We start from the raw sequence: 24,397 nt of genomic DNA, 5'->3' as shown, positions 1-24,397 counted from the left end.
GCGCGTTCTCTAGTCGGGCGTCGCGTCCGCTGCCAGTTGTTTCAATCGATATATGTGATCGAGTGCCTCACGCGGGGACAGCGCATCGGCGTCGATCGCCGCGATGGCCGCCCGCACCGGGTCGGGCGCAACCTCTTCCTGCGCGGCGGCGGCAGCGAACAGCGGCAGGTCGTCCAGCCCTGCGGCAATACCGCCGGTCTTCGCCTTGCCCGCTTCCAGACGGGCCAGCACATCCTTGGCGCGCTTGAGCACCGGCGCGGGTAAGCCCGCCAGCCGCGCGACAGCCAGACCATAGCTGCGATCAGCCGGTCCGTCGCTAAGTTCGTGCAGCAGCACGAGATCGCCCTTCCATTCGCGCGCCCGAACATGGTGCAACGACAGGGCGGGGAGGCTCTCGGCCAGCCGGGTGAGTTCATGATAATGGGTGGCAAACAGACAGCGGCAACGATTGACCTCATGCACCGCCTCTACCACCGCCCAGGCGAGCGCCAGCCCGTCATAGGTGGACGTGCCGCGCCCCACTTCATCGAGAATGACGAAACTGCGCGTCGTCGCCTGCGCCAGGATCGCGGCGGTCTCGACCATCTCGACCATGAAGGTCGATCGCCCCTTGGCCAGATTGTCCGACGCGCCCACCCGGCTGAACAGCCGATCGACCAATGTCAGCGTTGCTGATTGCGCCGGGACATAGGCACCCGCCTGCGCCAGGATGACGATCAGCGCATTTTGCCGCAGGAAGGTCGACTTGCCGCCCATATTGGGGCCAGTGACCAGCCACAGCCGGTCGTTGGCGACCAGGCAGCAATCATTGGCGACGAACGCCTGGCCGTCGCGGCGCAGCGCATCCTCCACGACCGGATGCCGCCCGCCGCTGATCGACAGGCAGGGGTTGGACCCGTCATCGGCGATCAGATGGGGCCGCTGCCAGCCGCCCTCTGCTGCCCGTTCGGCGAGCGCCGCTGCCACGTCGAGCCGGGCGAGCGCCTGGCCCGCCCGTGCGATGTCGGCCTTGCGGTCCAGCACGGCGGCGATCAACTCTTCGAGATGCGCGGCTTCGGCGACCAGCGCATGGGCCCCCGCCTGCGCCACGCGCCCGGCTTCCTCATGCAGATCGACCGAATTGAAGCGCACGACGCCGGCCAGCGTCTGGCGGTGGGTGAAGCCGCTGGTCGGCACCATCAGCGCATCGGCGGCACGGGCAGGCACCTCGACATGATAGCCCAGCACGCCATTATGGCGGATCTTGAGCGTGGCAATGCCCGTCTGCTCGCGATACTTGGCTTCCAGTGCGGCGATCGCGCGGCGGCCGTCGCCTGCCATCCGGCGCAGTTCGTCCAGCGCCGGATCATAGCCATCAGCGATATAGCCGCCGTTCGCCGTCTCGGTCGGCGGCGCGGGCACCAGCGCGCGCGACAGCGCATCGACCAGCGCGCCATGGCCATCGAGAGCGGGCAGCAGCCGCGCCAGCAACAGCGGCGGATCAGGCAGGTGCCCCAGCCGTTCGCGCAACAGCCGCGCTTCACCCAGACCGTCGCGCAATTGCCCCAGATCGCGGGGCGAGCCACGCCCGACCGCCACCCGCCCCAGCGCGCGGCCGATATCGGGCAACGCCCGCAGCGCCGCGCGCAACTGGTCGCGCAACCCAGCATCGTCGTGGAACAGCTGCACCAGCCCCAGCCGCGCTTCGATCCGGTCGAGATCCATCAGCGGCGCGGACAAATCCTGCCCCAGCAGTCGCGCGCCCGCGCCCGTCACGGTGCGATCGACCGCCCCCAGCAGGCTGCCAGCGCGTGCGCCGCTGGTGGTCGCGACGATCTCCAGACTCTCGCGCGTCGCCGCGTCGATCGCGACATGGCCGCCGCTCGTCTGGCGCAAAGGTGGAGCCAGGAAGGGCAGGGTGCCCTTGCCCGCATGGTCGAGATAGGCGATCAGCCCACCCATCGCCGCCAGCTCCGCGCGGCCGAACTGGCCGAATCCATCGAGCGTCGCGACCGCGAACAGCCGCTTGAGCGCCGCTTCGGCGCGCGTGCTGGAAAAGGCCGTGCGATCGAACATATGCATGTCGGGCAGGTCGAGCGACGATCCTTCCGCCACCACCGTTTCACTGGGGCGCAGGCGCGCGAGTTCGGCATGAAGGTCGGCGGCGCGGCATGTCATCGTCTCGAACCGGCCGGTCGAAATGTCGGCGGCGGCGATCCCGATCTCGCTGTCTCCGCCGACCTGCGCCAGCGCGACGAGCATATTGTCGCGCCGGGAATCAAGCAACGTCTCCTCGGTCAGCGTGCCCGCCGTCACATAGCGCACGATGTCGCGCGCCACGAGCGTCTTGCCCCCGCGCGCCTTCGCCTGCGCCGGGGTTTCGGTCTGCTCGGCGATGGCGACGCGATGGCCCGCCTTGATCAGCCGCGCGAGATAGCCCTCTGCGCTATGGACCGGCACCCCGCACATCGGGATCGGCGCGCCATCATGTTCACCCCGACTGGTCAGCGCGATATCGAGCGTAGCCGCCGCCGCTTTGGCATCATCGAAGAAGAGTTCGAAGAAATCGCCCATGCGGTAGAAGAGCAGGCAGTCCTGTGCCTGGGCCTTGAGCGTCAGATATTGCGCCATCATGGGCGTAAGGGGTGAGGACGTGTCCGGGGCGCTGCGCATCCCGCCCGGATAGCGGCAAGGCGGCGCGCAGGAAAGAGCGCGAAAAAGCGGCCTTCTCGCACTTGCCCCCAAGCATGGCTTGCCGCTAGGGCCAAGGCAACGGACAGAAGAGGCGGATAATCGATGACTGACAAGTCGAGTGTGGAATTTTCCGAGCGCGAGGCGCTGTTTTTCCATTCGACCGGTCGTCCCGGCAAGATCGAGATCATCGCGTCCAAACCGATGGCGACGCAGCGCGACCTCAGCCTCGCTTATTCCCCTGGCGTCGCGGTGCCGGTGCTGGCGATCGCGAAAGATCCAGCCCTCGCTTATGACTATACGGCCAAGGGTAATCTGGTCGCGGTCATCACCAATGGCACGGCGATCCTGGGCCTGGGTAATCTTGGCGCGCTGGCGTCAAAACCGGTGATGGAGGGCAAGGCGGTGCTGTTCAAGCGCTTCGCCGACGTGGATTCGATCGATATCGAACTCAAGACCGAGGATGTCGATCGCTTCATCGACGCGGTCGAATTGATGGAGCCGACCTTCGGCGGCATCAACCTTGAGGATATCAAGGCGCCCGAATGTTTCATCATCGAACAGACGCTCAAGGAGCGGATGAACATCCCGGTGTTCCATGACGACCAGCATGGCACCGCGATCATCGCGGCGGCAGGCGTCATCAACGCGGCGATGCTGACCGGGCGCGAGCTGAAAGACCTCAAAGTCGTGGTCAATGGCGCGGGCGCGGCCTCGATCGCCTGCACCGAACTGATCAAGGCTTTGGGTGTCGCCGGCGACAATGTCATCATGTGCGACAGCAAGGGCGTGATCTATCAAGGCCGCACCGAGGGCATGAACCAGTGGAAGTCGGCCCATGCGGTCAAGACCGACGCGCGCACGCTCAAGGAAGCGATGAAGGGCGCTGACGTGTTCCTGGGCCTCTCGGTCAAAGGTGCGGTGACGCCGGACATGGTCAAGGATATGGGCGACAAGCCGATCATCTTCGCCATGGCCAACCCGGACCCCGAAATCACCCCGCCCGATGCGAAATCGGTGCGCCCCGAAGCGATCGTGGCGACCGGCCGGTCGGACTATCCGAACCAGGTCAACAATGTCATCGGCTTCCCCTTCATTTTCCGGGGGGCGCTTGATGTGCGCGCGACGACGATCAACGAAGCGATGAAGGTCGCCGCCGCCCACGCCATCGCCGAACTGGCGCGCGAGCAGGTGCCCGAAGAAGTCGCCAAGGCCTATGGCCGTTCGCACAGCTTTGGCCCCGACTATATCATCCCCGCGCCCTTCGATCCGCGCCTGATGGAAGTCGTGCCCTCTGCCGTCGCACAAGCCGCAATGGACAGCGGCGTGGCGCAAAAGCCGATCGCCGACATGGCGGCCTATCGCCAGTCATTGAAGGCCCGCCTCAATCCGACCACTTCGGTCCTGACCACCGCCTATGAAGTCGCGAAGGCCAACCCCAAGCGCGTGGTCTTCGCCGAAGCGGAGGAGGAAGTGGTCCTGCGCGCCGCCATCCAGTTCCGTGACCTTGGCTATGGCGTGCCGGTACTCGTGGGACGCGGCGACGTGGTCGACAAGCTCAAGGCGCTGGGCGTGCGCGATCCCGACAGTTTCGAACTGCACAATAGCGTCAATTCGCCGCTCGTCCCCGACATGGTCGATCTGCTCTACGCCCGGCTTCAGCGGCGCGGCTATCTGCGCCGCGATTGCGAACGGATGGTCAACCGCGATCGCAACATCTTCGGCACGTTGCTGGTGAAGATGGGTGTTGCCGATGCGATGATTACCGGCATGACCCGTCCCTATGCGCAGACCCTGCGCGAGGTGAAGCGAGTGATGGACCCGGCCGCCGGTCGCACGCCGTTCGGCATCCATGTCATGGTGGCCAAGGACAAGACGGTTTTCCTGGCCGACACCACGGTCAATGAACGTCCGACCGCGAGCGAACTGGCCGACATTGCCGAGGGCACCGTCGCGGTCGCGCGGCGCATGGGCCACGACCCGCGCGTCGCCTTCCTCTCCTACTCCAATTTCGGCAACCCGCCCGGCGCTTTCCTCGAAAATGTGCGCGGCGCGGTGAAATTGCTCGACGAACGCAATGTCGATTTCGAATATGAAGGCGAGATGACCGCCGACGTGGCGCTCAATCCCGCTGTCATGAAAAATTATCCGTTCAGCCGCCTGTCCGGGCCCGCCAATGTGCTGGTGATGCCGGGTCTGCAATCGGCCAATATCTCGGCCAAGCTGTTGCGCGAACTGGGCGGGACATCGATGATCGGGCCGGTATTGGTCGGCATGGAAAAATCGGTCCAGATCGCGACGATGGCGTCCAATGCGTCCGAGTTGCTGACGCTAGCGGTACTAGCAGCGGGCGGGATCGCGCTCTGACCGGCGCGGCCTATGAGATGAGTTGCAGGAGCGAGCGGGCATGAGCGACATGGTGAGTTTCGACAGCGCCACTTTCCGACGCGTGCTCGGCCATTACCCCACGGGCGTCTGCGTCGTGACGGCGATGGAAGCCAGCGGGGCACCGGTCGGCATGGTGGTGGGGTCTTTCACTTCCGTCTCGCTCGATCCGCCGCTGGTGGCCTTCTTCCCCGCCAAATCGTCGAGCAGCTGGCCCCGGATCAAGGCGGTCGGCAAATTCTGCGTCAATATTCTGGCCAGCGATCAGCAGCCGCTGTGTCGCCAGATTGCCGCGCCAGGGCCGGACAAATTCGCCGGCATCGTGCATCGCGTGTCCGCAAATGGCTCTCCGATCCTCGATGATGTCGTCGCCTGGATCGATTGCGCGCTCGATGCGGTGCATGAGGCGGGGGACCATTATATCGTGCTGGGCAAGGTCGTGGCGCTGGAGGTCGACAGGCCGGAGCGGCCGTTGCTGTTCTTCCAGGGCAGCTATGGCGAATTTTCGCTGATTGCCTGACGGTCGGGCGGGATGCCTGCCGTCTGGTCGGGAAAGGGGCTGTTCTTTCCTTTTGTGGCGGCCCAGACATAAGCGGGACATATTACGGGTCCTTAACGCCTTCTTCCTATGCAGGTGCGTTGCCCTCTGACCGGACTGCCCATGACCGCGCTGCTCATCACCGTCGATACAGAGCTGTCCTCTTCGCTGCATCAGCGCGGGGTGAGCCTGACCGACAATGTCAGCCGCTCGATCTGGGCGGAGGCGCGGGGGCAGGCGCATGGCATCGGCTGGCAGATGGATATGCTGGAACGCCATGGTCTCAAGGGCGTCTTCTTCCTCGATCCCATGCCCGCACTGGTGCATGGCGCGGATTTCCTCGCACCCATTGTCGAGGCGATCGAGAGCCGGGGCCATGAAGTGCAGATGCATATCCATACCGAATGGCTCGCCTGGGCCAAGGAGTCGCCCATCGGCGGACGGCAAGGGCGCAATATCGGCGATTTCTCGCTGGATGATCAGATCACCCTGCTGAGTCTTGCCAAGATGCTGTTGGAGCAGGCGGGCGCGCCGTCCATCACGGCCTTTCGCGCAGGCAATTTCGGCGCGAACGACGATACGCTGCGGGCGCTGGCCGCGATCGGCGTGGCGTGGGACAGCAGCGTCAATCCCGCCTATCTGGGACGCGAATGCGGCATTACCGCCGATCCGGCGCAGATCGGCGCGCAGCGGATGCAAGGCGTGGTCGAACTGCCGGTATCAGGCATCCATGACCGGCCCGGCCATTTCCGCCCGGCGCAAATCTGCGCCATGTCGGCGGCGGAAATGCGCGCCGGGTTGCGCCATGCTGCGCGTGAGGGGCAGGACGCCTTCACGGTCGTCACCCATAGTTTCGAAATGCTCTCGCGGGATCGGCAGCGCCCCAATGCCATGGTCAAGGCGCGGTTCGTGGCGCTGTGCCGCGAAGCCGCACGCTTGCCGCAGGTGCGGGGAGTCGGCTTCCGCGACCTGTCCCCGACGATGGCCGATGATTCGCCACCATCGCAAAGCCGTGTTCCCCCCAGCCGGATACGCACCGGGTTGCGGCTGGCACAGCAGGCCTGGGCGACCTGGCGCTACGAACATCGACTGGTTCCTGCGTGAGCCGCTATCCCGTCGCGCTCGTCCTCGGTCTGGAAAATGCCATCGGCCTGACGGTCGTGCGCGAACTGGGCGAAAAGGGCGTACCCGTCCATGGCATCGCCCGCGAAGCGGCACCCGTGGCTGCGGCGTCGCGCCATTGTGCTGCCATGACGGTGCGTCCCTCTGGACCGATGGCCGAATGGTTGCCCGATCTGATCGCCACCACGAGGGCAGGGGCGGTCTTGGCCATTTCAGAATCCGACCTGCTGGAGCTTTCGGCTCTGCCGCCGGTGATCGGCGGCTGCCATGTGCTGGTGCCTCGGCCAGAGCCTCTGGCCAAGGTGCTGGACAAGCTTCGCACGCTGGAGATCGCGGCGCAGGTCGGATTGTGCATCCCACAAACCTGGCAACCGCGCGCGGGTGAGGATTTTGCCGCCCGTGTCGCGGCCATGCGCTATCCGCTGGTCGCCAAATGGGCCAATCCCCCCGAAATCATGCCCATTTTGGAGCAGGCGGGGCTGGAATGGTTCAAGACCGAGTATATCCGTACGCCCCAGGAATTGGCGGCCTTGCTCGACCGCTACGCCCCGGTCGGTCATTGGCCGCTGATCCAGCAATATTGCCGGGGCGTGGGCCTTGGCCAAATGCTCTATATGGACGATGGCGAAGCGACCCTGCGTTTCCAGCATCGCCGCCTGCACGAATGGCCGCCCGAAGGCGGCGTGTCCACGCTCTGCCGCGCCGAGCCGACCAACGCACATGCGGCGCAGATGCTGCTATCGGAAGCCCTGTTGTGTGCGCTCGATTGGCAGGGCCAAGCGATGGTCGAATATCGCTATGAAGCCGAAAGTGGCCGATATTGGCTGATGGAAGTCAATGGCCGCTTCTGGGGCAGCCTGCCGCTGGCGCGCCATTGCGGCGCGCTGTTCGCCTGGGAGGCCTATCGCCGCACCGTCCTTGGCCAAACCGATGTCGCGCCGACGCCTCGTGACACGCTCCGCGCCCGCTATATGGTGCCCGAAACCAAGCGGCTTGCGCGCGTGTTGCTGTCGCCATCGCGGATCAGCGATCCCTTCTTCCAGCGTCGCCCACTGGCGGACCTGACCGCCTATCTGCTGACCTTCTTCGATCCGCGTGCGCGCTATTATGTGTTCAGCCTGTCCGATCCGCGCCCCTGGCTGCGCGACATGGCGCAGATGTTCAGGAAAGCCGTGCGCCGGGGAAAGCCCTGACCAGCGCGCCCACGGCCTGTTCGATCCGGGCAAGACACTGCGCCATATAGCGGTCATCAAGCATATAGGGGTCATGCAGATGCGGTAGCATCGGCCGGGTCCATCGACCCAGCAATATGCGGGGCAGGGCCTCCAGCCGCGGATCGGCGGCCAGCCGGTGCAATTGCCGCACCTCCATCGCCAGCAACAGGTCGCCGGGTTCCGGCATATAATCGGCCAGATCGATGGCCCGATGCGCGCGCAGGTCATGCCCCAACATGCTTGCCGCCGCGATGGCGGGACCATGCGCCTCTCGCCCGGTCGTTGTCGACAGACCAAAGGACGCGCTATTCAGCCCCGCGCCCCGCGCCACCACATCGGCAAAGGCGCTGCGACAGATATTTCCCTGGCATACGAACACCAATCGCCGCACCTGCGCAGGGTCGGGTGCAACGCTGGCGGATCGGCCAAGCGCCAATTGCGGATAGGATAAGGCAAGCCGCACCAGCCCGCGGAAAGTGCCGAACCGCGACCGGATCATGATGGAACAGCCTTGCAGCAAAAAATTGGCGGAGACGCCGGGATTCGAACCCGGGGAGCCCCATTCAGGGCTCGACGGTTTAGCAAACCGCTGGTTTCAGCCACTCACCCACGTCTCCGCACGAATTGTCTGCCGGGTAGGCGGACAATGGCTGGGGAGGGGCTATAGCGATGGCCTTCCTGCATGGCAACGGGTCTGTCACAGCTATTTTGCAGGCTCGGTCGCCATGGCTATTCGTTCCGGCGCAGAATCGACTCAGATTGGCGTTCGTTCATTGGCCTTTCAGCTTGAAAGCCGATAACCGGGGAAATGATTGAGCGCAGATTTTTCGGGGAGCAACGGGCATGAACAGCAAAATGGGGCAAATGGCCGCCCGTGTTGCACGAGCGGGCACATGGGTCGTGGCGCTTGCCGGACTGGCGCTGACGCCCGTCGCGACGCAGGCGCAGGTCCGCACGATCGATCCCAATACGGCCATCGATGCCGATCTCGCGCCGCCGCCTCCCGCCAATAGCCAACCGACCGCGCCGGGCGTCGATTCCAGCGTCTATGATGGCCCACCGGCGATCGAAGATCCGGCGACGGCAACCGGCGCACCGGTAACCGCCAATTCACCGCCCGCCGCGCCCGATCCCACCATTTCCTACCAGGAAGACGATTTGATCGGCGCGGCCGAGGGTGTGTTCGGCAAAGGCGCCGAAGGGCTGGCCGGCCTGATCGAGAAGGTGTTGAAGGATCAGGGTCGCCCCAACGCCTATATCGCCGGTCGCGAGGCATCTGGCGCGTTTGTCGTCGGTCTGCGTTATGGCTCGGGCACATTGAACCACAAGGTCGAAGGCAAGCGCGAAGTCTATTGGACCGGGCCGTCGATCGGTTTCGATGTCGGCGGCAATGCGTCTAACACGTTCGTCCTGGTCTATAATCTCTACGACACGCAGGATCTCTATCACCGCTTCCCCGCCGCCGAAGGCACCGCCTATCTGGTGGGCGGATTCACCGCCAGCTATCTGCGCTGGGGCAATGTGGTGCTGATCCCCATCCGGCTGGGCGTCGGCTATCGCTTGGGCGTCAATGCGGGCTATATGAAGTTCAGCGAAAAGCGGAACTGGCTGCCCTTCTAACCCGGTCTATAACGACAGGGCGAGTTGTTCGCCCTGCTCGACCGCTTCCTCCGCCTCCAGATTATGTATGCCCAGGCCCAGCAACCGCGCACCCATACGCAGGGGCAATTGCGCCAGCAGCAATTCCCGCGCGGTCTGCGCCAGAAGGTCCGGCGATCGTACCGGCGCGGTGAAGCTGCGCGACCGGGTGATGATGCGGAAATCGGCGAACTTCACCTTCAGCACCACCGTCCGGCCCCAGGCCTGCGCCTTGTCGATCCGGGTCCATAGGCTGGCGGCGATCCGGTCTATCTCCGTAACCAACGCAGCCCGATCGGTCAGGTCGTCGGAAAATGTGTCCTCCACGCTGACGGATTTACGCCCTTCACGCTCGCGCACGGGCCGGTCATCCTCGCCCCGCGCCGCGCGATAATAATAGTCCGCCGAACTGCCGAAATGGGCCTGGAGAAAGCGCAGGTCGCGCGCGCGCAGGTCCGCCCCCGTCTCGATCCCCAATTCATGCATCCGCCGCGCGGTCACTGGCCCAATGCCGTGGATGCGCCGCACCGGCATCGCCGCGATGAAGGCGGCGCCCTCACTCGGCCGCACCACACACACGCCATCGGGTTTGTTCTGGTCCGATGCCAGTTTGGCGATCAGCTTGTTGTAAGACACGCCGGCCGAGGCGGTGAGGCCCGTTTCGATGCGGATCAAATGCCGTATCTCTTCGGCCACCTGCGTTGCCGACGCGATGCCTGGCTTGTTCACCGTCACGTCTAGATAGGCTTCATCCAGCGACAGCGGCTGAATGATGTCGGTATAGCGACTGAAAATTTCGCGAATATGGGTCGATGCCGCGCGATAGGCATCGAACCTGGGCGGGACGAAGATCAGGCCGGGGCAGAGCCGCCGCGCCCGTGCGCCGGGCATGGCCGATTTGACCCCGAATGCGCGCGCTTCATAACTGGCCGTCGCCACCACGCCGCGCGGACCGCCGCCGCCGACGGCGATCGGCTGGCCCCGCAGCGCAGGGTCATCGCGCTGTTCCACCGACGCATAGAAAGCATCCATGTCGATATGGATGATCTTGCGCAGCGGTGGCGGCACGGGGTCCATGGCCCAATTCTATGGCATAATCAGAACAAAAGAGAAACAAAATTACGCCGTATCTACGTCTTGTTCTTGAGCGCCAGCAGGGCCGCGAAAGGTCCGGTCTGATCCTCGTTCAATACGCCGACCTCTTTCAGATAAGCATCGGCATCGGGGGAGCGGGGATAGGGAGCCATTACCAAAGCCATCGTTTCTGCCACCGCCTCGCCCATGTCGATGATCTGCCCGTCATAGCCGATCGTGTCGCAATCCTCGACATCCAGTTCCAGTTCGTCGCTGTCGACCACATCGGTCCCTTCGACGATGAAGCGCAGCAGGAAATCGCTGTCGATCTGCTCCGGCACGGGCAGGCCGGTCGCGACGCAGGGCTGCGACAGCGTGGCGCGTATCCGGCCCCGCGCGACGATCGCGCCATTGTCCTCGCTAAGTCCGTAATCGGCTTCCAGCCGGTCAAGCGCAATCAAGCCGAAACGGCGCATCAATGCCATGCGCTCTTCGCTCTTGGCGGCGATATGCACGCTACCCGCAAGCCGACCGATCTGATCGACCTTGATCGGGCGCGAAAATTCGGGTGCAGGAACGGGGCTCATCCGATATCTCCCGCCAGCAAGGCATCGCGCGACAGGCCACCCAGCCGCGTCCAGCGCGCCCGCAGCGCGCCTTCGACATGGGTGAGCGCCGCGTCCGACACCGCCTCGCCGCGATACAGGTTGCGCACCAGCGCCTCGCGCAGATCCGCTTCGCCCGCCAGCGCCGCGCGATAGGCGCTGATCCGCCCGCCAAGCGCGCTCATCATGCGGCCGACATGCTTGCCGACCACGACATCGCCAATACCTTCCTGGCGCAACTGCCCATCCATATCGTCGACGAAGACTTCGGTCAGCCAGACGCTTTCCTGCGTCGCACCCTGTTCCTGCAACCGGACCAGCACCTGGCTCAAAATCGCGACGATCATGTCGAACCGACCGTCCAGCGTGTCGGGCACGGCACCGTCCAGATACCAGTGCGGCTGGCGGCCCTCAGCGACGATGGCATGATAGAGCGGCATCAGACTGTCCTTGGGGTCGGTGCGCCCGAACAGTCTTTGCAGGAAGGAAGGGGAGGCGGTGGACATGCGGCAACGTCTTTTCATGGTGGATGGGCGGGCGGCGCGCGTTGCCCCATATTTCGCGCCCCTTGCCGGGGGCGGCGCATTTCCATATTGATCGCTGCGTCGCCCAATGCAATGGCGGCGTCATGTTTCTTGGGTTCGCGGGTCCGCCCCCGCAGGAGAAGTCGATGCGTCCGTTCAGCCGTCATTCCGCACAGGGGCGCATCCTGCTCGCCATAGGCCTTGGCGCACTCGTACTGGGCGCTTCGGGCTGCACCCGCGTTCGCACCCATCAGGGCTATCAGGTCGACAAGCTGCTGGTGGATTCGGTCCAGCCCGGCATCGACAATCGCGCCTCGGTCGAAGGCACGCTGGGCCGCCCGACCTTCACCTCGCAGTTCGGCGAGCAGGAATGGTATTATATTTCGCGCAGCATGCGCGCGCTGGCCTTCTCTAACCCCAAGCCCGTGGAACAGACCGTGCTGCGCGTCCGCTTCGATGCCGCCGGCAATGTCGCGGCGGTCGATCGCATGGGGCTGGAACAGGTCGCCAATATTTCGCCCTCGGGGGACAAGACCCCGACTCTCGGCCGCAACCGCAGCCTGTTCGACGAGATTTTCGGCAACATCGGTGCCGTCGGTGCCGGTGGCATGGGTGGTACCGGTGCAGGCGGTGGCGGCCCCGGCCCCAACGGCAGTTAAACCCTAGCCGCGCGGACCATCCAGCGGCTCTAGCGCCCGACTGGACAAGACACTATTGGCCTCTACGCAGCTTCCGATCAGCAGATTGGGAGAATGATGTCGCTTTAGGGTTGCCTACCGGCATAGGAATGGGGAAGACGGTCATCATCATCGGATAGGCCTGCCATCCTCGTGCCCGCATGGGTGTCGACCCGGAGAAGAATTTGTTTTTGGTCCTGCTTTGCCTCCTGCCATTCGTCGGCACCTTGCTGCTGTCGATCATGGGTGGGGCGGGCCGCAACGCACAGGCCACCATAGCGGTAATCCCCGCCATCGCCGGACTGGCTCTGTTGGGATGGTTCGCGCCGCTCGTGCTGGGCGGCGGGGTGGCGCAATGGCATATGGCCTGGGTGCCGACATTGGGGCTGGATCTCAGCCTGCGCCTCGACGCGCTGGGCTTGTTGTTTGCGGGGCTGATCCTGGGCATCGGCCTGCTCATCATCCTCTATGCGCGCTTCTATCTGTCCGCCAAGGACGCGATGGGCCGGTTCCTGGCGATGCTGCTGCTGTTTCAGGGGGCCATGCTGGGCATCGCTCTGTCGGGCAACATCTTGCTGTTGCTCATCTTCTGGGAACTGACCAGCCTGTCCTCCTTCCTGCTCATCGGCTTCCGCAGCGACACGGCGGAGGGGCGGCAGGGCGCGCGCATGGCGTTGGCGGTGACGGGCGGCGGTGGCCTCGCGCTCATTGGCGGTCTGGTGTTGCTTGGCACGATCGCGGGATCGTTCGAACTGGCCGACATATTGGCGAGCGGCGACATCATCCGAGCGTCTGCGCTCTATCCCGTGGCGCTGATCCTGATCCTGCTGGGCTGCTTCACCAAGTCGGCGCAATTCCCATTTCACTTCTGGCTGCCCCACGCCATGGCCGCCCCCACGCCGGTCAGCGCCTATCTGCACAGCGCGACCATGGTGAAGGCGGGGGTGTTCCTGCTCGCCCGCTTCTGGCCGGTGCTGTCGGGGACCGACCTGTGGTTCTATCTGGTGACGACGACGGGGCTGGTCACGATGATCCTCGGCGCGGCCGTCGCCTTGTTCCGTCATGATCTCAAGGCGATCCTCGCTTACTCCACCATCAGCCATCTTGGCCTGCTGACCATGTTGTTCGGCTTCGGCACGCCGGTCGCCGCGATGGTCGGCGTTTTCCATCTGCTCAACCATGCCGTCTTCAAGGCCGCCCTGTTCATGAACGCGGGGATCGTCGATCATGAAACGGGCACGCGCGACATTCGCCTGCTGGGCGGGCTGGCGACGCTGATGCCGATCACCGCGACGCTGGGCATCGTCGCGTCCGCCTCCATGGCGGGCCTGCCCCCGTTTGCCGGTTTCCTGTCGAAGGAAATGATGCTGGAGGAAGCCGGGCATACCCTATGGGCAGAGCAGTCGTGGATCGTGCCGCTCGCCGCCGTGATCGGAGCCACGCTGTCGGTGGCCTATTCGCTGCGCTATATCGTGCATCTCTATTTCGGGCCTCGCCCGGCGTCCTATCCTGCCCAGCCGCATGATCCGCCATTCGGTCTATGGGCACCGTCCGCCTTGCTGGTCGTGCTGACCATCCTGGTCGGCCTGTTCCCGCAGACATTGACGGTGGGTCTCGTCACGCCCGCCGCCGCCATCGTCACCGGCGGCACCGCGCCGCCGTTCAAGCCCGCCCTCTGGCATGGCGTCACCCCCGCACTGGTGATGAGCATCGTCGCGGTCGCGGTCGGGGCGTTGATGCTGTGGCTTCATGGCCCCTTGCTGCGGGCCTGGGATGCCTTGCGCCTGCCCGATGCCAAGCGGATGTTCGACCGGGCGCTGGAATGGCTGGTCGATCGGGCCAGTGACATGACGCAAGCCATCCATAATGGTTCGCTCCAACGGCAACTCAGCCTGCTGTTCCTGGTCGCGATCCTGGTCGGCGCGCTGGGCGTGTGGACCGGCGGCTACAGCCCCGGCACCCGCCCCACCATTCCTGCCCATCCGGTGGCGATCCTCGCCTGGGGCTTGCTGGTCGCGGCGGTCATCGCGGTCGTGAAGGCGCAGCGCCAACGCTATCTGACGCTCGTCTATATCAGCGTCGTCGGCCTCGTCGTTTCGCTCGCCTTCGTCTATCTGTCGGCCCCGGACCTCGCCCTCACGCAAATTTCGGTGGAGGTGGTGACGATCCTGCTGTTGCTGCTGGCGCTCAACCTGATGCCCAAACAGCCGGTGCGTCTCTCCAGCAACAGCCTACGGCTACGCGATGGCCTGATCGGACTGGCCGGTGGTACGGTCGCGGGCCTGGCAGCCTGGGCCGTAATGACGCGCGAACCCAATGATCCGATCTCCGCCTATCATTGGGAAAACAGCTATTCGGGCGGCGGCGGAACCAATGTGGTTAATGTCACGCTGGTCGATTTCCGCGCCTTCGACACGTTTGGCGAAATCACGGTGCTGGGCATCGCCGCGCTCACCATCTTCGCGCTGCTGCAACCGGTGGCGCGTGGCCCGTCGGGCCAGCGCCTGCGCGAGTGGGTCGCGGATCTGCCCCGGTCGCCCGAACGCCATCCCATGATGTTCGCAGTCGCCGCCCGGCTCTTGCTGCCACTGGCGACGATGATCGGCCTCTTTATCTTCCTGCGCGGGCATAATCTGCCGGGCGGCGGCTTCATCGCCGGGCTGGTGGTCTCCATCGCGATGCTGATGCAATATATGGCGTCGGGCTTCGAATGGGCGGACCAGCGGCGGCGGATCGACGAACATATGCTGATCGGCTTGGGCGTCACCATCGCCGCCTTGACCGGCCTTGGCTCGCTCTTCTTCGGCGCGCCGCTGTTCACCAGTGCTTTCGGCTATGTCACGCTGCCGCTGGTCGGAACCTTCGAACTGGCGACGGCGATGCTGTTCGACGTCGGCGTCGCCATGACGGTGATCGGTGCGGTGATGCTCGCGCTGGCCGAACTCAGCCATATTGCCCAGCGTGCGGAAAAGGCGCTGGTGGAGGATGATGGCCCGATGGATATCGACCCGGCCAAATTGCGGGGACGCCGGGCATGAGTATCGAATTTCTGGTCGCCTCCGCCATTGCCGTGCTGACCGCGGCGGGCATCTATCTCGCCTTGCGCGGGCGCACCTTCCCGGTCGTGCTTGGCCTCGCCATGCTGTCCTATGCCATCAACCTCTTCCTCTTCGCCATCGGTCGCCTGACGGTCAACCGTCCGCCGCTCTATGAAAAGGGCGTGACCGACTATGCCGACCCCCTGCCGCAAGCCCTGGTGCTGACCGCCATCGTCATTTCCTTCGCCATGACCGCGCTTGCCGTCGTGCTGTCGCTGCGCAGCTTCCTCGAAACCGGCACGGATCAGGTCGACGGCATTGTCGAGGCGGACCCGCCCCAGCCCGATCGGGAGGCGGCCCCATGATCGATGCGCTGATCGCTGCGCCCTTGCTGCTCCCTGCCTTTGCCGGAACCGCGACTTTGCTGTTCCGCCGTCGGCGGCGCTGGATCGGTGCGGCCATCTCGGTCGGATCGGCGGCGGGACTCGTGCTGCTGGCAATGATCCTTATGGGGCAGGCCATCGCAGGCGGACCGACCGCCTATGCGCTGGGTAACTGGCCCGCCCCCTTCGGCATCGTGCTGGTGCTGGACCGGCTGGCGGCACTGATGCTGCTGCTGACCGCCGTGCTCGGCCTGGCGGTCGCGGCCCATGCGACCTTGACCGGCCTCGATCGCAAGGGCTGGCACTTTCACCCGCTCTTCCAGTTCCAGCTGCTCGGCATTAATGGCGCGTTCCTGACGGGCGATCTGTTCAACCTCTTCGTTTTCTTCGAAGTGCTGCTGATCGCCTCCTATGGTCTGATGCTGCATGGGCAGGGCGCGCAGCGGCTGACGGCGGGCGTGCAATATGTGATCGTCAACCTGATCGGCTCCACCCTCTTCCTGATCGCGCTGGGCCTGCTCTACGGGATCACCGGCACGCTCAACATGGCCGATATGGCTGTTCGCGCCGCCGCCTTGCCGCCGGGGGATATGGGGCTGTTGCGCGCAGGCGGGCTGCTGCTGGTCACGGTGTTCGCGCTCAAGGCAGCGCTTGCGCCGTTGCACTTGTGGCTCCCGCGCACCTATGGATCGACGGCCCCTGCTGTCGCTGCGCTGTTCGCGATCATGACCAAGGTCGGCGCCTATGCCATCATCCGCACCGCGCCGCTGATCTTCGGCGACTGGGTCGGGCAATTGCTGCTGCCCGCAGCGCTGGTCGCGATGCTGCTCGGATTTGTCGGCTTGCTCGCCGCGCGCGGCTTGCGCGATATGGCAGCGTTCGGCTTGATCGGCTCGACCGCTACCCTGCTGGTCGCCATTGCCCAGTTCGATCAGCGCGCCATGGCTGCCGCGCTTTTCTATCTGCCCCATACCACTCTGGCCGCGGCGCTGCTGTTCCTGACGGTCGATCTCGTCATCCGCTGGCGTCCGGCCGAGGGCGATTCGATCGTGCCGACCTCGGCTTTCGCCGGGCAGGGCAGGCTGGCCTTGCTGTTCCTGGCGGCAGCCGTCGCCCTGGCAGGCCTGCCACCGCTGTCGGGTTTCATCGGTAAATTGCTCATCCTTCAGGCATCGCTGACATCGCCCTATGTCATCGCCATCTGGGCGCTCGTGCTGGGGACCAGCCTGCTGGCGGTGGTCGGCATGGCACGGGCCGGAACCACCGTGTTCTGGAAACAAGGCAACTGCCCACCCACGTCCAAGAACCGCACCGCCTTTCGCGCCATCGAAGCATTGCCGGCCTTTTTCCTGCTCGTCATGCTGGGCGCGCTGACCGTGGCCGCAGGCCCGGCGACGGCCTATGCCGACGCCACCAGCCGCCAATTGTTCGACGTGCCCGCCTATGTTCGCGCCGTGCTGGGATCAGATGCACCGGGAGCCGTCCGATGAAACGCCTGCTGCCCCATCCCGGCCTCACGCTCCTGCTGGTCACCATGTGGATGCTGGTGCTCAATAGCCTCAGCATGGGCGGTTTCCTGCTCGGCCTCTTCTTCGCAATCGTCGTGCCGCTCTTCACTGCGCCCTTCTGGCCGGACCGGCCGCAAATGCGCCTTGGCCTGCCCTTGCTCGGCTATGCCTTCCTGGTGCTGTGGGATATTGTCGTCGCCAATTTCGAGGTAGCGCGGCTGATCCTGTTCCGGCGCAACCGCGATTTTCGCTCCTGCTGGCTCAGCATACCGCTCGAATTGCGCTCGGCCGAAGCCATCACTCTGCTCGCAGGCACGATCAGCCTGACGCCCGGCACCGTCTCCACCGATATTTCGACCGACGGCCGCCATCTGTTGGTCCATGCGCTGGATACCGGCGATCCGGCAGGGGAAATCACGCGCATCAAGGCGCGCTATGAACGCCGCCTGCTGGAGATTTTTCGATGATAGAGACCGCTCTGTCGATCGCAATGGGCTGCGTGGCGCTGGCGATGCTGCTCAACCTCTATCGCCTGCTGCGGGGGCCAACCGCGCCGGACCGCATCCTGGCGCTCGATACGATGGTCATCAATGCCATCGCGCTGATCATCCTGTTCGGCATATTGGAAGAAAGCGGCACCTATTTCGAAGCGGCGCTGTTGCTGGCGATGGTCGGCTTCGTCGGCACGGTCGCCTATACCAAATTCCTGCTGCGCGGCGACATTGTGGAATAGGATGGACCAGCCGGAATGACCGCCTTGATCGACATCTTCATCGCCTTCCTCATCCTGCTCGGCGGTGCCTTCGCGCTGATCGGCAGCTGGGGACTGGCGCGCCTGCCATCGCTGATGACCCGCCTGCACGGCCCGACCAAAGCGACCACGCTGGGCGTCGGCGGCTGCCTGATGGCGTCGATGCTCTATTTCCCGACCCATGGCCTGAGCTGGTCGGCGCATGAACTGCTGATCACGCTCTTCCTGTTCATCACCGCGCCGATTTCGGCCAATATGATCGCCAAAGCCTATATCCATCGGCGGCACAGCGAAACCCGGATGACGGTCGAAACGGCCAAGATGCTGCCCGAATCGCCTGCCGGGGCTGCGGAATGGGCGACATTTGGCGTCGCGGATGCCGATCGGCCGAACCAGCCTTCAGGCGAACCCGCTCAGCCCTTGTAAAGCGCGTCCAGCCGGTCGGCATAGCGTTTGCGGATCACATGGCGGCGGATCTTGATCGACGGGGTCATTTCCTCATTCTCGATCGTAAACGGCTCATCGGCCAGGATGAAGCGACGAACCCGCTCGGTCACCGACAGGTCGCTATTCACCCGGTCCACCGCGGCGCGCAACGCCGCCATATAGGCCGGATCGGCGCGCGCCTCCGCCAGCGTCAAACCCTTGGCCTGCGCCCATTCCAGCGTCCATTCGGCATCCGGCACGATCAGCCCGACCAGATAGGGCCGGCGGTCGCCATGGACCATCGCCTGCCCGATTTCGGCCTGCAGCGTCAGCATCCCCTCGACTTTCTGCGGCGCGACATTGTCGCCCTTGTCGTTGACGATCAGGTCTTTCTTGCGGTCGGTGATGCGGATGCGCCCCTTGGCATCGAATTCGCCGATGTCGCCGGTGTGGAGCCAACCATCCTTCAACACCTTTTCCGTTTCCGTCGGATTGCGCCAATAGCCGTGCATGACCAATTCGCCCCGGACCAGAATTTCGCCATCCTCGGCGATCCGCACTTCCACGCCATCAAGCGGCGGGCCAACCGTGTCCATGGCGATGCCCGCGCGCGGCCGATTGCAGCTCACCACTGGTCCCGCCTCGGTCTGGCCATAGCCCTGAAGCAACGTTAGGCCCATCGCGTCGAAGAACAGGCCGACATCGGGATTGAGCGGCGCACCGCCCGACACCAGCGCCTTCAACCGGCCGCCGAAACGGGCGCGGATCTTGGGGATCAAGGTGCGCGCGAGCAGCGCCTTCATCGGCCGGTCGAGCAGGGATTTGCGCCCATGCTGTTCCTTCGCCGCGATACGCAGTGCCTGGGCCATCAGATAATTGGGGAATTTACCCTGCTTCTCGATCGATTTCATGATCCGCGCGCGTAGCACTTCGAACAGGCGGGGCACGACCACCATGATGGTCGGGCGCGTTTCCTCGATATTGCTGGCGAGCTTTTCCAAGCCTTCCGAATAATAGATCTGCCCGCCCAGCAGCATCGGCAGAAATTGCCCGCCACTATGTTCATAGGCGTGTGACAGCGGCAGGAAGGACAGGAAAACCTCCTCCTCCCAGCCAAAATCCTCCGCCACGACGGCACCTGCCCCCTCGGCATTGAGCAGGATCGCGCCATGATGTTGCATCACCCCGCGCGGCGCGCCGCCGGTGCCGCTGGTATAGATGATGCAGGCCTGGTCCTGGCGCGTCGCGGTCTGGGCGGCGGCGCAGGTCGCGACATCGACCGGGTGGGCCGCGATCAACTCATCCCACATATGGCAGGCGATCTGCCCCTGCGTTCCGCGCAATGGCTCCATGCCGATGATGAAGTCGGCCTGCGATCGGACGACGGCTGGCATCAGCACCTGCGCCAGCTTGGCGGTCGAGACGATGACCGCGCGCGCGCCGCTATCGGTCAATATATGTTGATGATCGCGCGTCGTATTGGTGGTGTAGGTCGGCACGGTGATGCACCCCGCCGCCATGATGGCGAGGTCGGCGATACAGAATTCCGGGCGGTTTTCGCTGACCAGCATTACCGGATCGCCCGGCTTCAACCCCTGCGCCTTGAGCGCGGCGGACAGGGCGGCGACCTGTTGCGCAACCACTGTCCAACTCAGCGGCTGCCAGGTGCCCTCCGTCTTGCGCCACAGGAACGGCGCGTCGCCCCTCTCGCTCGCACGGGCGAAGAACATGGTGACCAGATTGGGGAATTTTTCGATGGCCCTCAAGGCGCTGCTCCTGCGGTTCCGGCGCATCTGATGCGCGCCTGCTCATCGTCAGGCTATAGCTCCGCCTTGCCGTAACGGCCATCGACTTTATGGGGTTTCATCCATCGAAAAGCCCGTTCTGCACATCCTGCGGCGGATTGAGGCCCAAGTGCTTCCACCCCGGCCCGTTGAGGCATCGGCCGCGCGCCGTGCGGGCAATCAGGCCCAACTGGATGAGGTAAGGCTCGATCACTTCCTCGATCGTATCGCGCGCTTCGGAAAGCCCCGCCGCCAGCGTTTCGACCCCCACCGGCCCACCGCGATAAATATCCGCGATCATCATCAGATAGCGCCGGTCCATCAGGTCGAGGCCCAGTTCATCGACCTCCAGCCGCCGCAGCGAGGCATCGGCCACTTTCGCATCGACGGCCGCGACGCCCGCGACATTGGCGAAATCGCGCACCCGGCGCAGCAGCCGCCCCGCAATGCGCGGCGTCCCCCTTGATCGCCGCGCAATCTCCATCGCGCCGTCTGGCGTAATGGCAAGGTCGAGCAACCGCGCCGCGCGCCGCACGACTAGTTCCAGTTCGTCCACCGTGTAGAATTGCAGCCGCACCGGAATGCCGAACCGGTCGCGCAGCGGCGTCGTTAGCAAGCCCTGCCGCGTCGTGGCCCCCACCAGCGTAAAGGGCGGCAGGTCGATGCGCACCGATCGCGCCGACGGCCCCTCGCCGATCATCAGGTCGAGCGCGCGGTCCTCCATCGCCGGGTAGAGTACTTCCTCGACCGCCGGATTGAGCCGATGGATTTCATCGACGAACAGCACGTCGCCCTCATCCAGATTGGTGAGCAAAGCCGCCAGATCGCCCGACTTGGCGATGACCGGCCCTGACGTGGCGCGAAAGCCCACGCCCATTTCCTTGGCGACGATCTGCGCGAGCGTCGTCTTGCCAAGGCCGGGCGGCCCGAAAAACAGCACATGGTCCAGCGCCTCGCCGCGCGCCTTCGCCGCCTCGATAAACACGCGCAAATTCCCGCGCGCCGCTTCCTGCCCGATGAACTCGTCCAGCGACTTGGGACGCAGCGCTGCATCGACATCTTCGACGCGGCGGGCGGGGGTTAGGAGGCGGTCGTCGGTCATGGACGACGTCCCAAGGCCGACGGTGCGTCCATTGCGGAATGCAGGATACGCAGGATCAAGATGGTTTGCTCGCCGACATGATATAGCACTCGATGGGGTCGATGCGAAAAAGCTCTTATGCCATCGCCATAATCGGGTCTCGCCTCGCCCGCCGCCGGATGGGTGCGCAACAAGGCGAAGATGCGCTCGAAACCCTGCATGTGCGCCCGAACCGCCTCCAGGCCGAAATATTCAAGACCATGATCCTGAATGGCGATCAGATCCTGTCGGGCGGCGACCGTCAGCCTGATCTTAGGCATCCGGCAAGCGCGCCATAATCTCTTTCAGGACATCTTCCGGTTCTGCATCGACAATGCCTGATACGAAGCCCTCTTCAAGGCGGGCGCGAACCCATTGTCGATCATATTCGGACGCCTCTTGGTCGCGGCGAACCAAGTCGCGCAGATAATCGGCGGCATCGACATAGCGCCCCTGCGCCAGACGGGCGTCGACCCATTGTTCAAGGGCGGGCGGCATGGAGATGTTGAGGTCGGCCATGGTCACGTCATAAGCCTTTTATCCATGCAATCCAATGCACCCATCACTTCGCCGCCTTCCGCAGCGCCAGCCGCACCAGCGCATCCAGGCTGGCGTCGTCACCCAGTTCCGCTTCGGCCGCCGCGACGGCGGTGCTGGCTTCATAGGGTTTGAAGCCCAGATTCTGCAGCGCGGACAGAGCGTCGGCGGCGAAGCTGCCGGTCGGCAGCACGGCCACGCCGCCCGCGCCGATCGGACTGCCGACCGGGGCCGCGCCGATCTTGTCCTTCAATTCATTGACGATGCGCTGGGCGAGCTTGGGACCAACACCATTGGCGCGGGCGATCATCGCCTTGTCCCCCATGGCAACGGCCCGGTGCAGTTCCAGCGGTTCGAGCGCCGACAATATCGCCAGCGCAACGCGCGATCCCACGCCCTGCACATGGGTCAGCAGCCGATACCAGTCGCGCTCCTCCGCGCGGGCGAACCCGACCAGACGAATCGAGTCTGCCGCCACCAGCATTTCGGTGTGGATCGTCACCGCTTCCCCCACTGGACCCAAGGCCGCCAGCGTGCGCGACGATGCGCCGACCAGATAGCCGACGCCGCCCACATCGATGATGGCATGGTCGATGCCCGTGCTGTCCAGCAGCCCCTTGAGTTTTGCGATCATGCCCGCTGCCCTTTGGTCATGATCTGTTCTTTACAGCCTGTCGCGCGGCGCGCCAGTCAAAAGAATAGGCGCATGAGGCAGCTTTTCCGCGCGCCATGCGTAATGCTGCCCAAACCCATTACATATCAAGGCGATTATGATGCAGATGACCGCGCCGATGCTCGGCCCCAAGGATTTCGAATATCCCGCGATCATGCTTTCGGGCGTGGTCGACCATGGCATGTATCTTCATTTCAAAAATTGTCTGTCCACCGCGTCGCAGCAAGGGCTGGTGGTGGTCGAAATCTCCACCCTGGGCGGCGACCCCGAAATCGCCCGTCTGATGGGTGAGGATATACGTTTCCATTCCGATCTTTACCCCGAACGGCGTCTGGTGTTCCTCGGCCGTACGGCGGTCTATTCGGCGGGCGCGACCTTCATGAGCTTCTTCGCGACTGAAAACCGCTATGTCACGCGCGGCACGCGGATCATGATTCATGAGCGGCTGATCACCAAGAATATTCATCTCGCTGGCCCGCTATCGACCTGCATCGCCACGCTGAAGGCGACGCTCAACGAAATCCAGTCGTCGATCGCGATCCAGAATGAAGGGTTCCAAAATCTGATCCTGGGATCGGATATCACCATGGAAGAGCTGCTCGAAAAAGCGCCCGAAAACTGGTATCTCGAAGCCAATGAAGCGCGCGCACGGGGGCTGATCGCAGCGGTGCTGTGATCGGCGCTTGCGCGGCCTGCTGATTGCGCGTTGGTATCCGGCATGAACCGCATTCGATCAGGATCGCCGATCTTCCCCTGGCGCTATGGCATGTTCCTGGCGTTTCTGGCGACGATCGCGCCTTTGGCTCTGGTTCTGCCCTGGCATCAGGCGGTGATGGCGGGATTCGATATGGCCGCAATCGCCTTCATGCTGTCGGTAACGTCGCTCATCCGGGCCGATGCCGCCGCGATGCGGCGCAAGGCGGCGGCGAATGATGCCAATCGCGAACTGATGCTGCTGATAACCGCTATCGTCAGCCTGGTCATACTGGTCGCCGTGGGCGTGGCCGTGGGGGAGCAAGGGGGACACAAGGGTGGCACCGTCGCGCTGCTGCTGATCACGCTACTGGTGGCGTGGCTATTCTCCAACCTCGTCTACGCCATGCATTATGCGCATATCTTCTATCGCGCCGGACCGCGGGGAGAGGATAGCGGCGGTCTCGACTTCCCGGATACGCATGAGCCGGGTTATTGGGACTTTCTCTATTTCGCCTTCACGCTCGGCATGACGTTCCAGACGTCCGATGTGTCAGTGACGAGCAGCATCATGCGCCGCACGGCGCTGTTCCAAAGTCTCGCCGCATTCCTGTTCAACCTTGGCATATTGGCGTTCACGATCAACGTGTTGGGTGGGTAACGTCTTAAGCGGCGTTGCCCCAGCCGGACCGCTGACGCTGCCGTTGGCCACGCGCTGCCTTGGCCGGACCAACAGCCTTGCCGGCGTCATCCTCCATATGTGCCACTGACCGCCACCATTCCGCTACGACCGGACGCAGCGCGGACAAGCTGCCGGACCGTGGCATCGCGTACCAGTTCTCGCCATGACGATGAAAGGTCCAGTTGGAATCGCAATTGAGCGGAACGCGCTCGAAACGCGGAGAGACTTTGGAACCGGAAGATTCGCTGATCTCCCGTAACTGGGCAGGTACATTCTGGATGCTGCCATCGGGAAACCGCACCGCGATCGTCATCTCCTGCCTCCATCATTATCGGTTGATGAGGGGATAACGCAT

General features: G+C 64.2%; 25 protein-coding genes and 1 tRNA gene. 14 read left to right on the top strand and 12 right to left on the bottom strand.

The genetic code is table 11. From position 1 onward, the window contains the following. Window positions 1-9: 9 nt before the first annotated feature. Window positions 10-2,652 carry a DNA mismatch repair protein MutS gene (gene mutS, locus OVY48_RS11495; RefSeq protein WP_313922915.1) on the bottom strand — a complete coding sequence of 881 codons (2,643 nt, stop codon included), beginning with the start codon at window positions 2,650-2,652 and terminating at the stop codon, window positions 10-12. A gap of 123 nt (window positions 2,653-2,775) precedes the next feature. Between mutS and OVY48_RS11490 the strand changes: the two genes are divergently transcribed. The 4 genes from OVY48_RS11490 to OVY48_RS11475 all read left to right on the top strand — a co-directional run bounded on the left by OVY48_RS11490 (window position 2,776) and on the right by OVY48_RS11475 (window position 7,908). After that, window positions 2,776-5,037 (top strand): NADP-dependent malic enzyme, encoded by a 2,262-nt coding sequence (locus OVY48_RS11490; protein WP_313922914.1) that lies wholly within the window; start codon window positions 2,776-2,778, stop codon window positions 5,035-5,037. Between the two features lie 40 nt (window positions 5,038-5,077). Then, on the top strand, window positions 5,078-5,575 hold the full coding sequence (locus OVY48_RS11485) for a flavin reductase family protein (RefSeq protein ID WP_313922913.1): 498 nt from the start codon (window positions 5,078-5,080) through the stop codon (window positions 5,573-5,575). A 141-nt stretch (window positions 5,576-5,716) separates the two neighbouring features. After that, a complete protein-coding gene (locus OVY48_RS11480; RefSeq protein ID WP_313922910.1) occupies window positions 5,717-6,697 on the top strand; it encodes a hypothetical protein in 981 nt (326 codons plus the stop codon). Further along, window positions 6,694-7,908 (top strand): carboxylate--amine ligase, encoded by a 1,215-nt coding sequence (locus OVY48_RS11475; RefSeq protein ID WP_313922909.1) that lies wholly within the window; start codon window positions 6,694-6,696, stop codon window positions 7,906-7,908. Before OVY48_RS11480 ends, OVY48_RS11475 begins: the two co-directional genes overlap by 4 nt. On the opposite strand, the gene OVY48_RS11470 is transcribed toward OVY48_RS11475, so the two are convergent. Beyond that, window positions 7,877-8,428: a phosphotyrosine protein phosphatase gene (locus OVY48_RS11470; protein WP_313922907.1), complete on the bottom strand. Its 552-nt coding sequence runs from the start codon at window positions 8,426-8,428 to the stop codon at window positions 7,877-7,879. The genes OVY48_RS11475 and OVY48_RS11470 overlap by 32 nt on opposite strands. A gap of 26 nt (window positions 8,429-8,454) precedes the next feature. After that, window positions 8,455-8,546, bottom strand: a tRNA-Ser gene (locus tag OVY48_RS11465). A 226-nt stretch (window positions 8,547-8,772) separates the two neighbouring features. Here OVY48_RS11465 and OVY48_RS11460 point away from each other — a divergent pair. Continuing rightward, on the top strand, window positions 8,773-9,549 hold the full coding sequence (locus OVY48_RS11460; RefSeq protein WP_037477148.1) for a DUF1134 domain-containing protein: 777 nt from the start codon (window positions 8,773-8,775) through the stop codon (window positions 9,547-9,549). Between the two features lie 6 nt (window positions 9,550-9,555). Here the strand turns inward: OVY48_RS11460 and dinB are convergent, their stop codons facing one another. Genes dinB through OVY48_RS11445 form a run of 3 tightly spaced genes read right to left on the bottom strand, consistent with a single transcriptional unit; the run spans window position 9,556 to window position 11,752 of the window. Then, a complete protein-coding gene (gene dinB, locus OVY48_RS11455; protein ID WP_313922906.1) occupies window positions 9,556-10,644 on the bottom strand; it encodes a DNA polymerase IV in 1,089 nt (362 codons plus the stop codon). A gap of 53 nt (window positions 10,645-10,697) precedes the next feature. Beyond that, on the bottom strand, window positions 10,698-11,228 hold the full coding sequence (locus OVY48_RS11450; protein WP_313922905.1) for a DUF177 domain-containing protein: 531 nt from the start codon (window positions 11,226-11,228) through the stop codon (window positions 10,698-10,700). Beyond that, on the bottom strand, window positions 11,225-11,752 hold the full coding sequence (locus OVY48_RS11445; protein WP_313922904.1) for a ubiquinol-cytochrome C chaperone family protein: 528 nt from the start codon (window positions 11,750-11,752) through the stop codon (window positions 11,225-11,227). Before OVY48_RS11445 ends, OVY48_RS11450 begins: the two co-directional genes overlap by 4 nt. A 164-nt stretch (window positions 11,753-11,916) precedes the next feature. Between OVY48_RS11445 and OVY48_RS11440 the strand changes: the two genes are divergently transcribed. From OVY48_RS11440 to OVY48_RS11410, 7 genes are all read left to right on the top strand, one after another. Continuing rightward, window positions 11,917-12,429 carry an outer membrane protein assembly factor BamE gene (locus OVY48_RS11440; RefSeq protein WP_037479027.1) on the top strand — a complete coding sequence of 171 codons (513 nt, stop codon included), beginning with the start codon at window positions 11,917-11,919 and terminating at the stop codon, window positions 12,427-12,429. Between the two features lie 203 nt (window positions 12,430-12,632). Further along, entirely contained in the window at window positions 12,633-15,485 is a 2,853-nt protein-coding gene (locus tag OVY48_RS11435; RefSeq protein WP_313922903.1) for a monovalent cation/H+ antiporter subunit A, read from the top strand. Between the two features lie 2 nt (window positions 15,486-15,487). Continuing rightward, complete coding sequence (locus OVY48_RS11430) at window positions 15,488-15,850, top strand: Na+/H+ antiporter subunit C (RefSeq protein WP_069066933.1); 363 nt, start codon at window positions 15,488-15,490, stop codon at window positions 15,848-15,850. Next, a complete protein-coding gene (locus tag OVY48_RS11425; protein WP_313922902.1) occupies window positions 15,847-17,358 on the top strand; it encodes a monovalent cation/H+ antiporter subunit D in 1,512 nt (503 codons plus the stop codon). Before OVY48_RS11430 ends, OVY48_RS11425 begins: the two co-directional genes overlap by 4 nt. Then, entirely contained in the window at window positions 17,355-17,843 is a 489-nt protein-coding gene (locus OVY48_RS11420; RefSeq protein ID WP_037474909.1) for a Na+/H+ antiporter subunit E, read from the top strand. The genes OVY48_RS11425 and OVY48_RS11420 overlap by 4 nt, the downstream gene beginning before the upstream one ends. Then, the gene (locus OVY48_RS11415; protein ID WP_037474906.1) at window positions 17,840-18,109 is read left to right on the top strand and encodes a K+/H+ antiporter subunit F; all 270 of its coding nucleotides are present in this window, start codon (window positions 17,840-17,842) and stop codon (window positions 18,107-18,109) included. Before OVY48_RS11420 ends, OVY48_RS11415 begins: the two co-directional genes overlap by 4 nt. A 15-nt stretch (window positions 18,110-18,124) precedes the next feature. Further along, on the top strand, window positions 18,125-18,553 hold the full coding sequence (locus OVY48_RS11410; protein WP_037474900.1) for a Na+/H+ antiporter subunit G: 429 nt from the start codon (window positions 18,125-18,127) through the stop codon (window positions 18,551-18,553). On the opposite strand, the gene OVY48_RS11405 is transcribed toward OVY48_RS11410, so the two are convergent. From OVY48_RS11405 to ruvA, 5 genes are all read right to left on the bottom strand, one after another. Beyond that, a complete protein-coding gene (locus OVY48_RS11405; protein WP_313924757.1) occupies window positions 18,541-20,283 on the bottom strand; it encodes an AMP-dependent synthetase/ligase in 1,743 nt (580 codons plus the stop codon). The two genes, OVY48_RS11410 and OVY48_RS11405, sit on opposite strands and share 13 nt — an antisense overlap. Window positions 20,284-20,416: 133 nt before the next feature. Beyond that, window positions 20,417-21,439, bottom strand: coding sequence for a Holliday junction branch migration DNA helicase RuvB (gene ruvB, locus OVY48_RS11400; protein WP_069065663.1), 1,023 nt, complete (start codon window positions 21,437-21,439; stop codon window positions 20,417-20,419). Continuing rightward, window positions 21,436-21,738 (bottom strand): type II toxin-antitoxin system RelE/ParE family toxin, encoded by a 303-nt coding sequence (locus OVY48_RS11395; protein ID WP_069065664.1) that lies wholly within the window; start codon window positions 21,736-21,738, stop codon window positions 21,436-21,438. The genes ruvB and OVY48_RS11395 overlap by 4 nt, the downstream gene beginning before the upstream one ends. Beyond that, on the bottom strand, window positions 21,731-21,982 hold the full coding sequence (locus tag OVY48_RS11390) for a type II toxin-antitoxin system ParD family antitoxin (RefSeq protein ID WP_156106181.1): 252 nt from the start codon (window positions 21,980-21,982) through the stop codon (window positions 21,731-21,733). The genes OVY48_RS11395 and OVY48_RS11390 overlap by 8 nt, the downstream gene beginning before the upstream one ends. A gap of 37 nt (window positions 21,983-22,019) precedes the next feature. Further along, window positions 22,020-22,628 (bottom strand): Holliday junction branch migration protein RuvA, encoded by a 609-nt coding sequence (gene ruvA / locus OVY48_RS11385; protein ID WP_313922901.1) that lies wholly within the window; start codon window positions 22,626-22,628, stop codon window positions 22,020-22,022. A gap of 139 nt (window positions 22,629-22,767) precedes the next feature. Between ruvA and OVY48_RS11380 the strand changes: the two genes are divergently transcribed. Both OVY48_RS11380 and OVY48_RS11375 read left to right on the top strand, forming a co-directional pair. Further along, entirely contained in the window at window positions 22,768-23,343 is a 576-nt protein-coding gene (locus OVY48_RS11380; RefSeq protein ID WP_313924756.1) for a peptidase S14, read from the top strand. Between the two features lie 42 nt (window positions 23,344-23,385). Then, on the top strand, window positions 23,386-24,021 hold the full coding sequence (locus OVY48_RS11375; protein WP_313922899.1) for a DUF1345 domain-containing protein: 636 nt from the start codon (window positions 23,386-23,388) through the stop codon (window positions 24,019-24,021). 4 nt (window positions 24,022-24,025) lie between these two features. Here the strand turns inward: OVY48_RS11375 and OVY48_RS11370 are convergent, their stop codons facing one another. Further along, a complete protein-coding gene (locus OVY48_RS11370) occupies window positions 24,026-24,355 on the bottom strand; it encodes a hypothetical protein (RefSeq protein ID WP_313922898.1) in 330 nt (109 codons plus the stop codon). Window positions 24,356-24,397: the final 42 nt, after the last annotated feature.

This window comes from Sphingobium sp. SA2 (genome assembly GCF_032227065.1).
GTDB lineage: Bacteria > Pseudomonadota > Alphaproteobacteria > Sphingomonadales > Sphingomonadaceae > Sphingobium.
The sequence above is the reverse complement of the archived record's forward strand: the minus strand, read 5'-3'. Positions and strand labels throughout refer to the sequence as shown.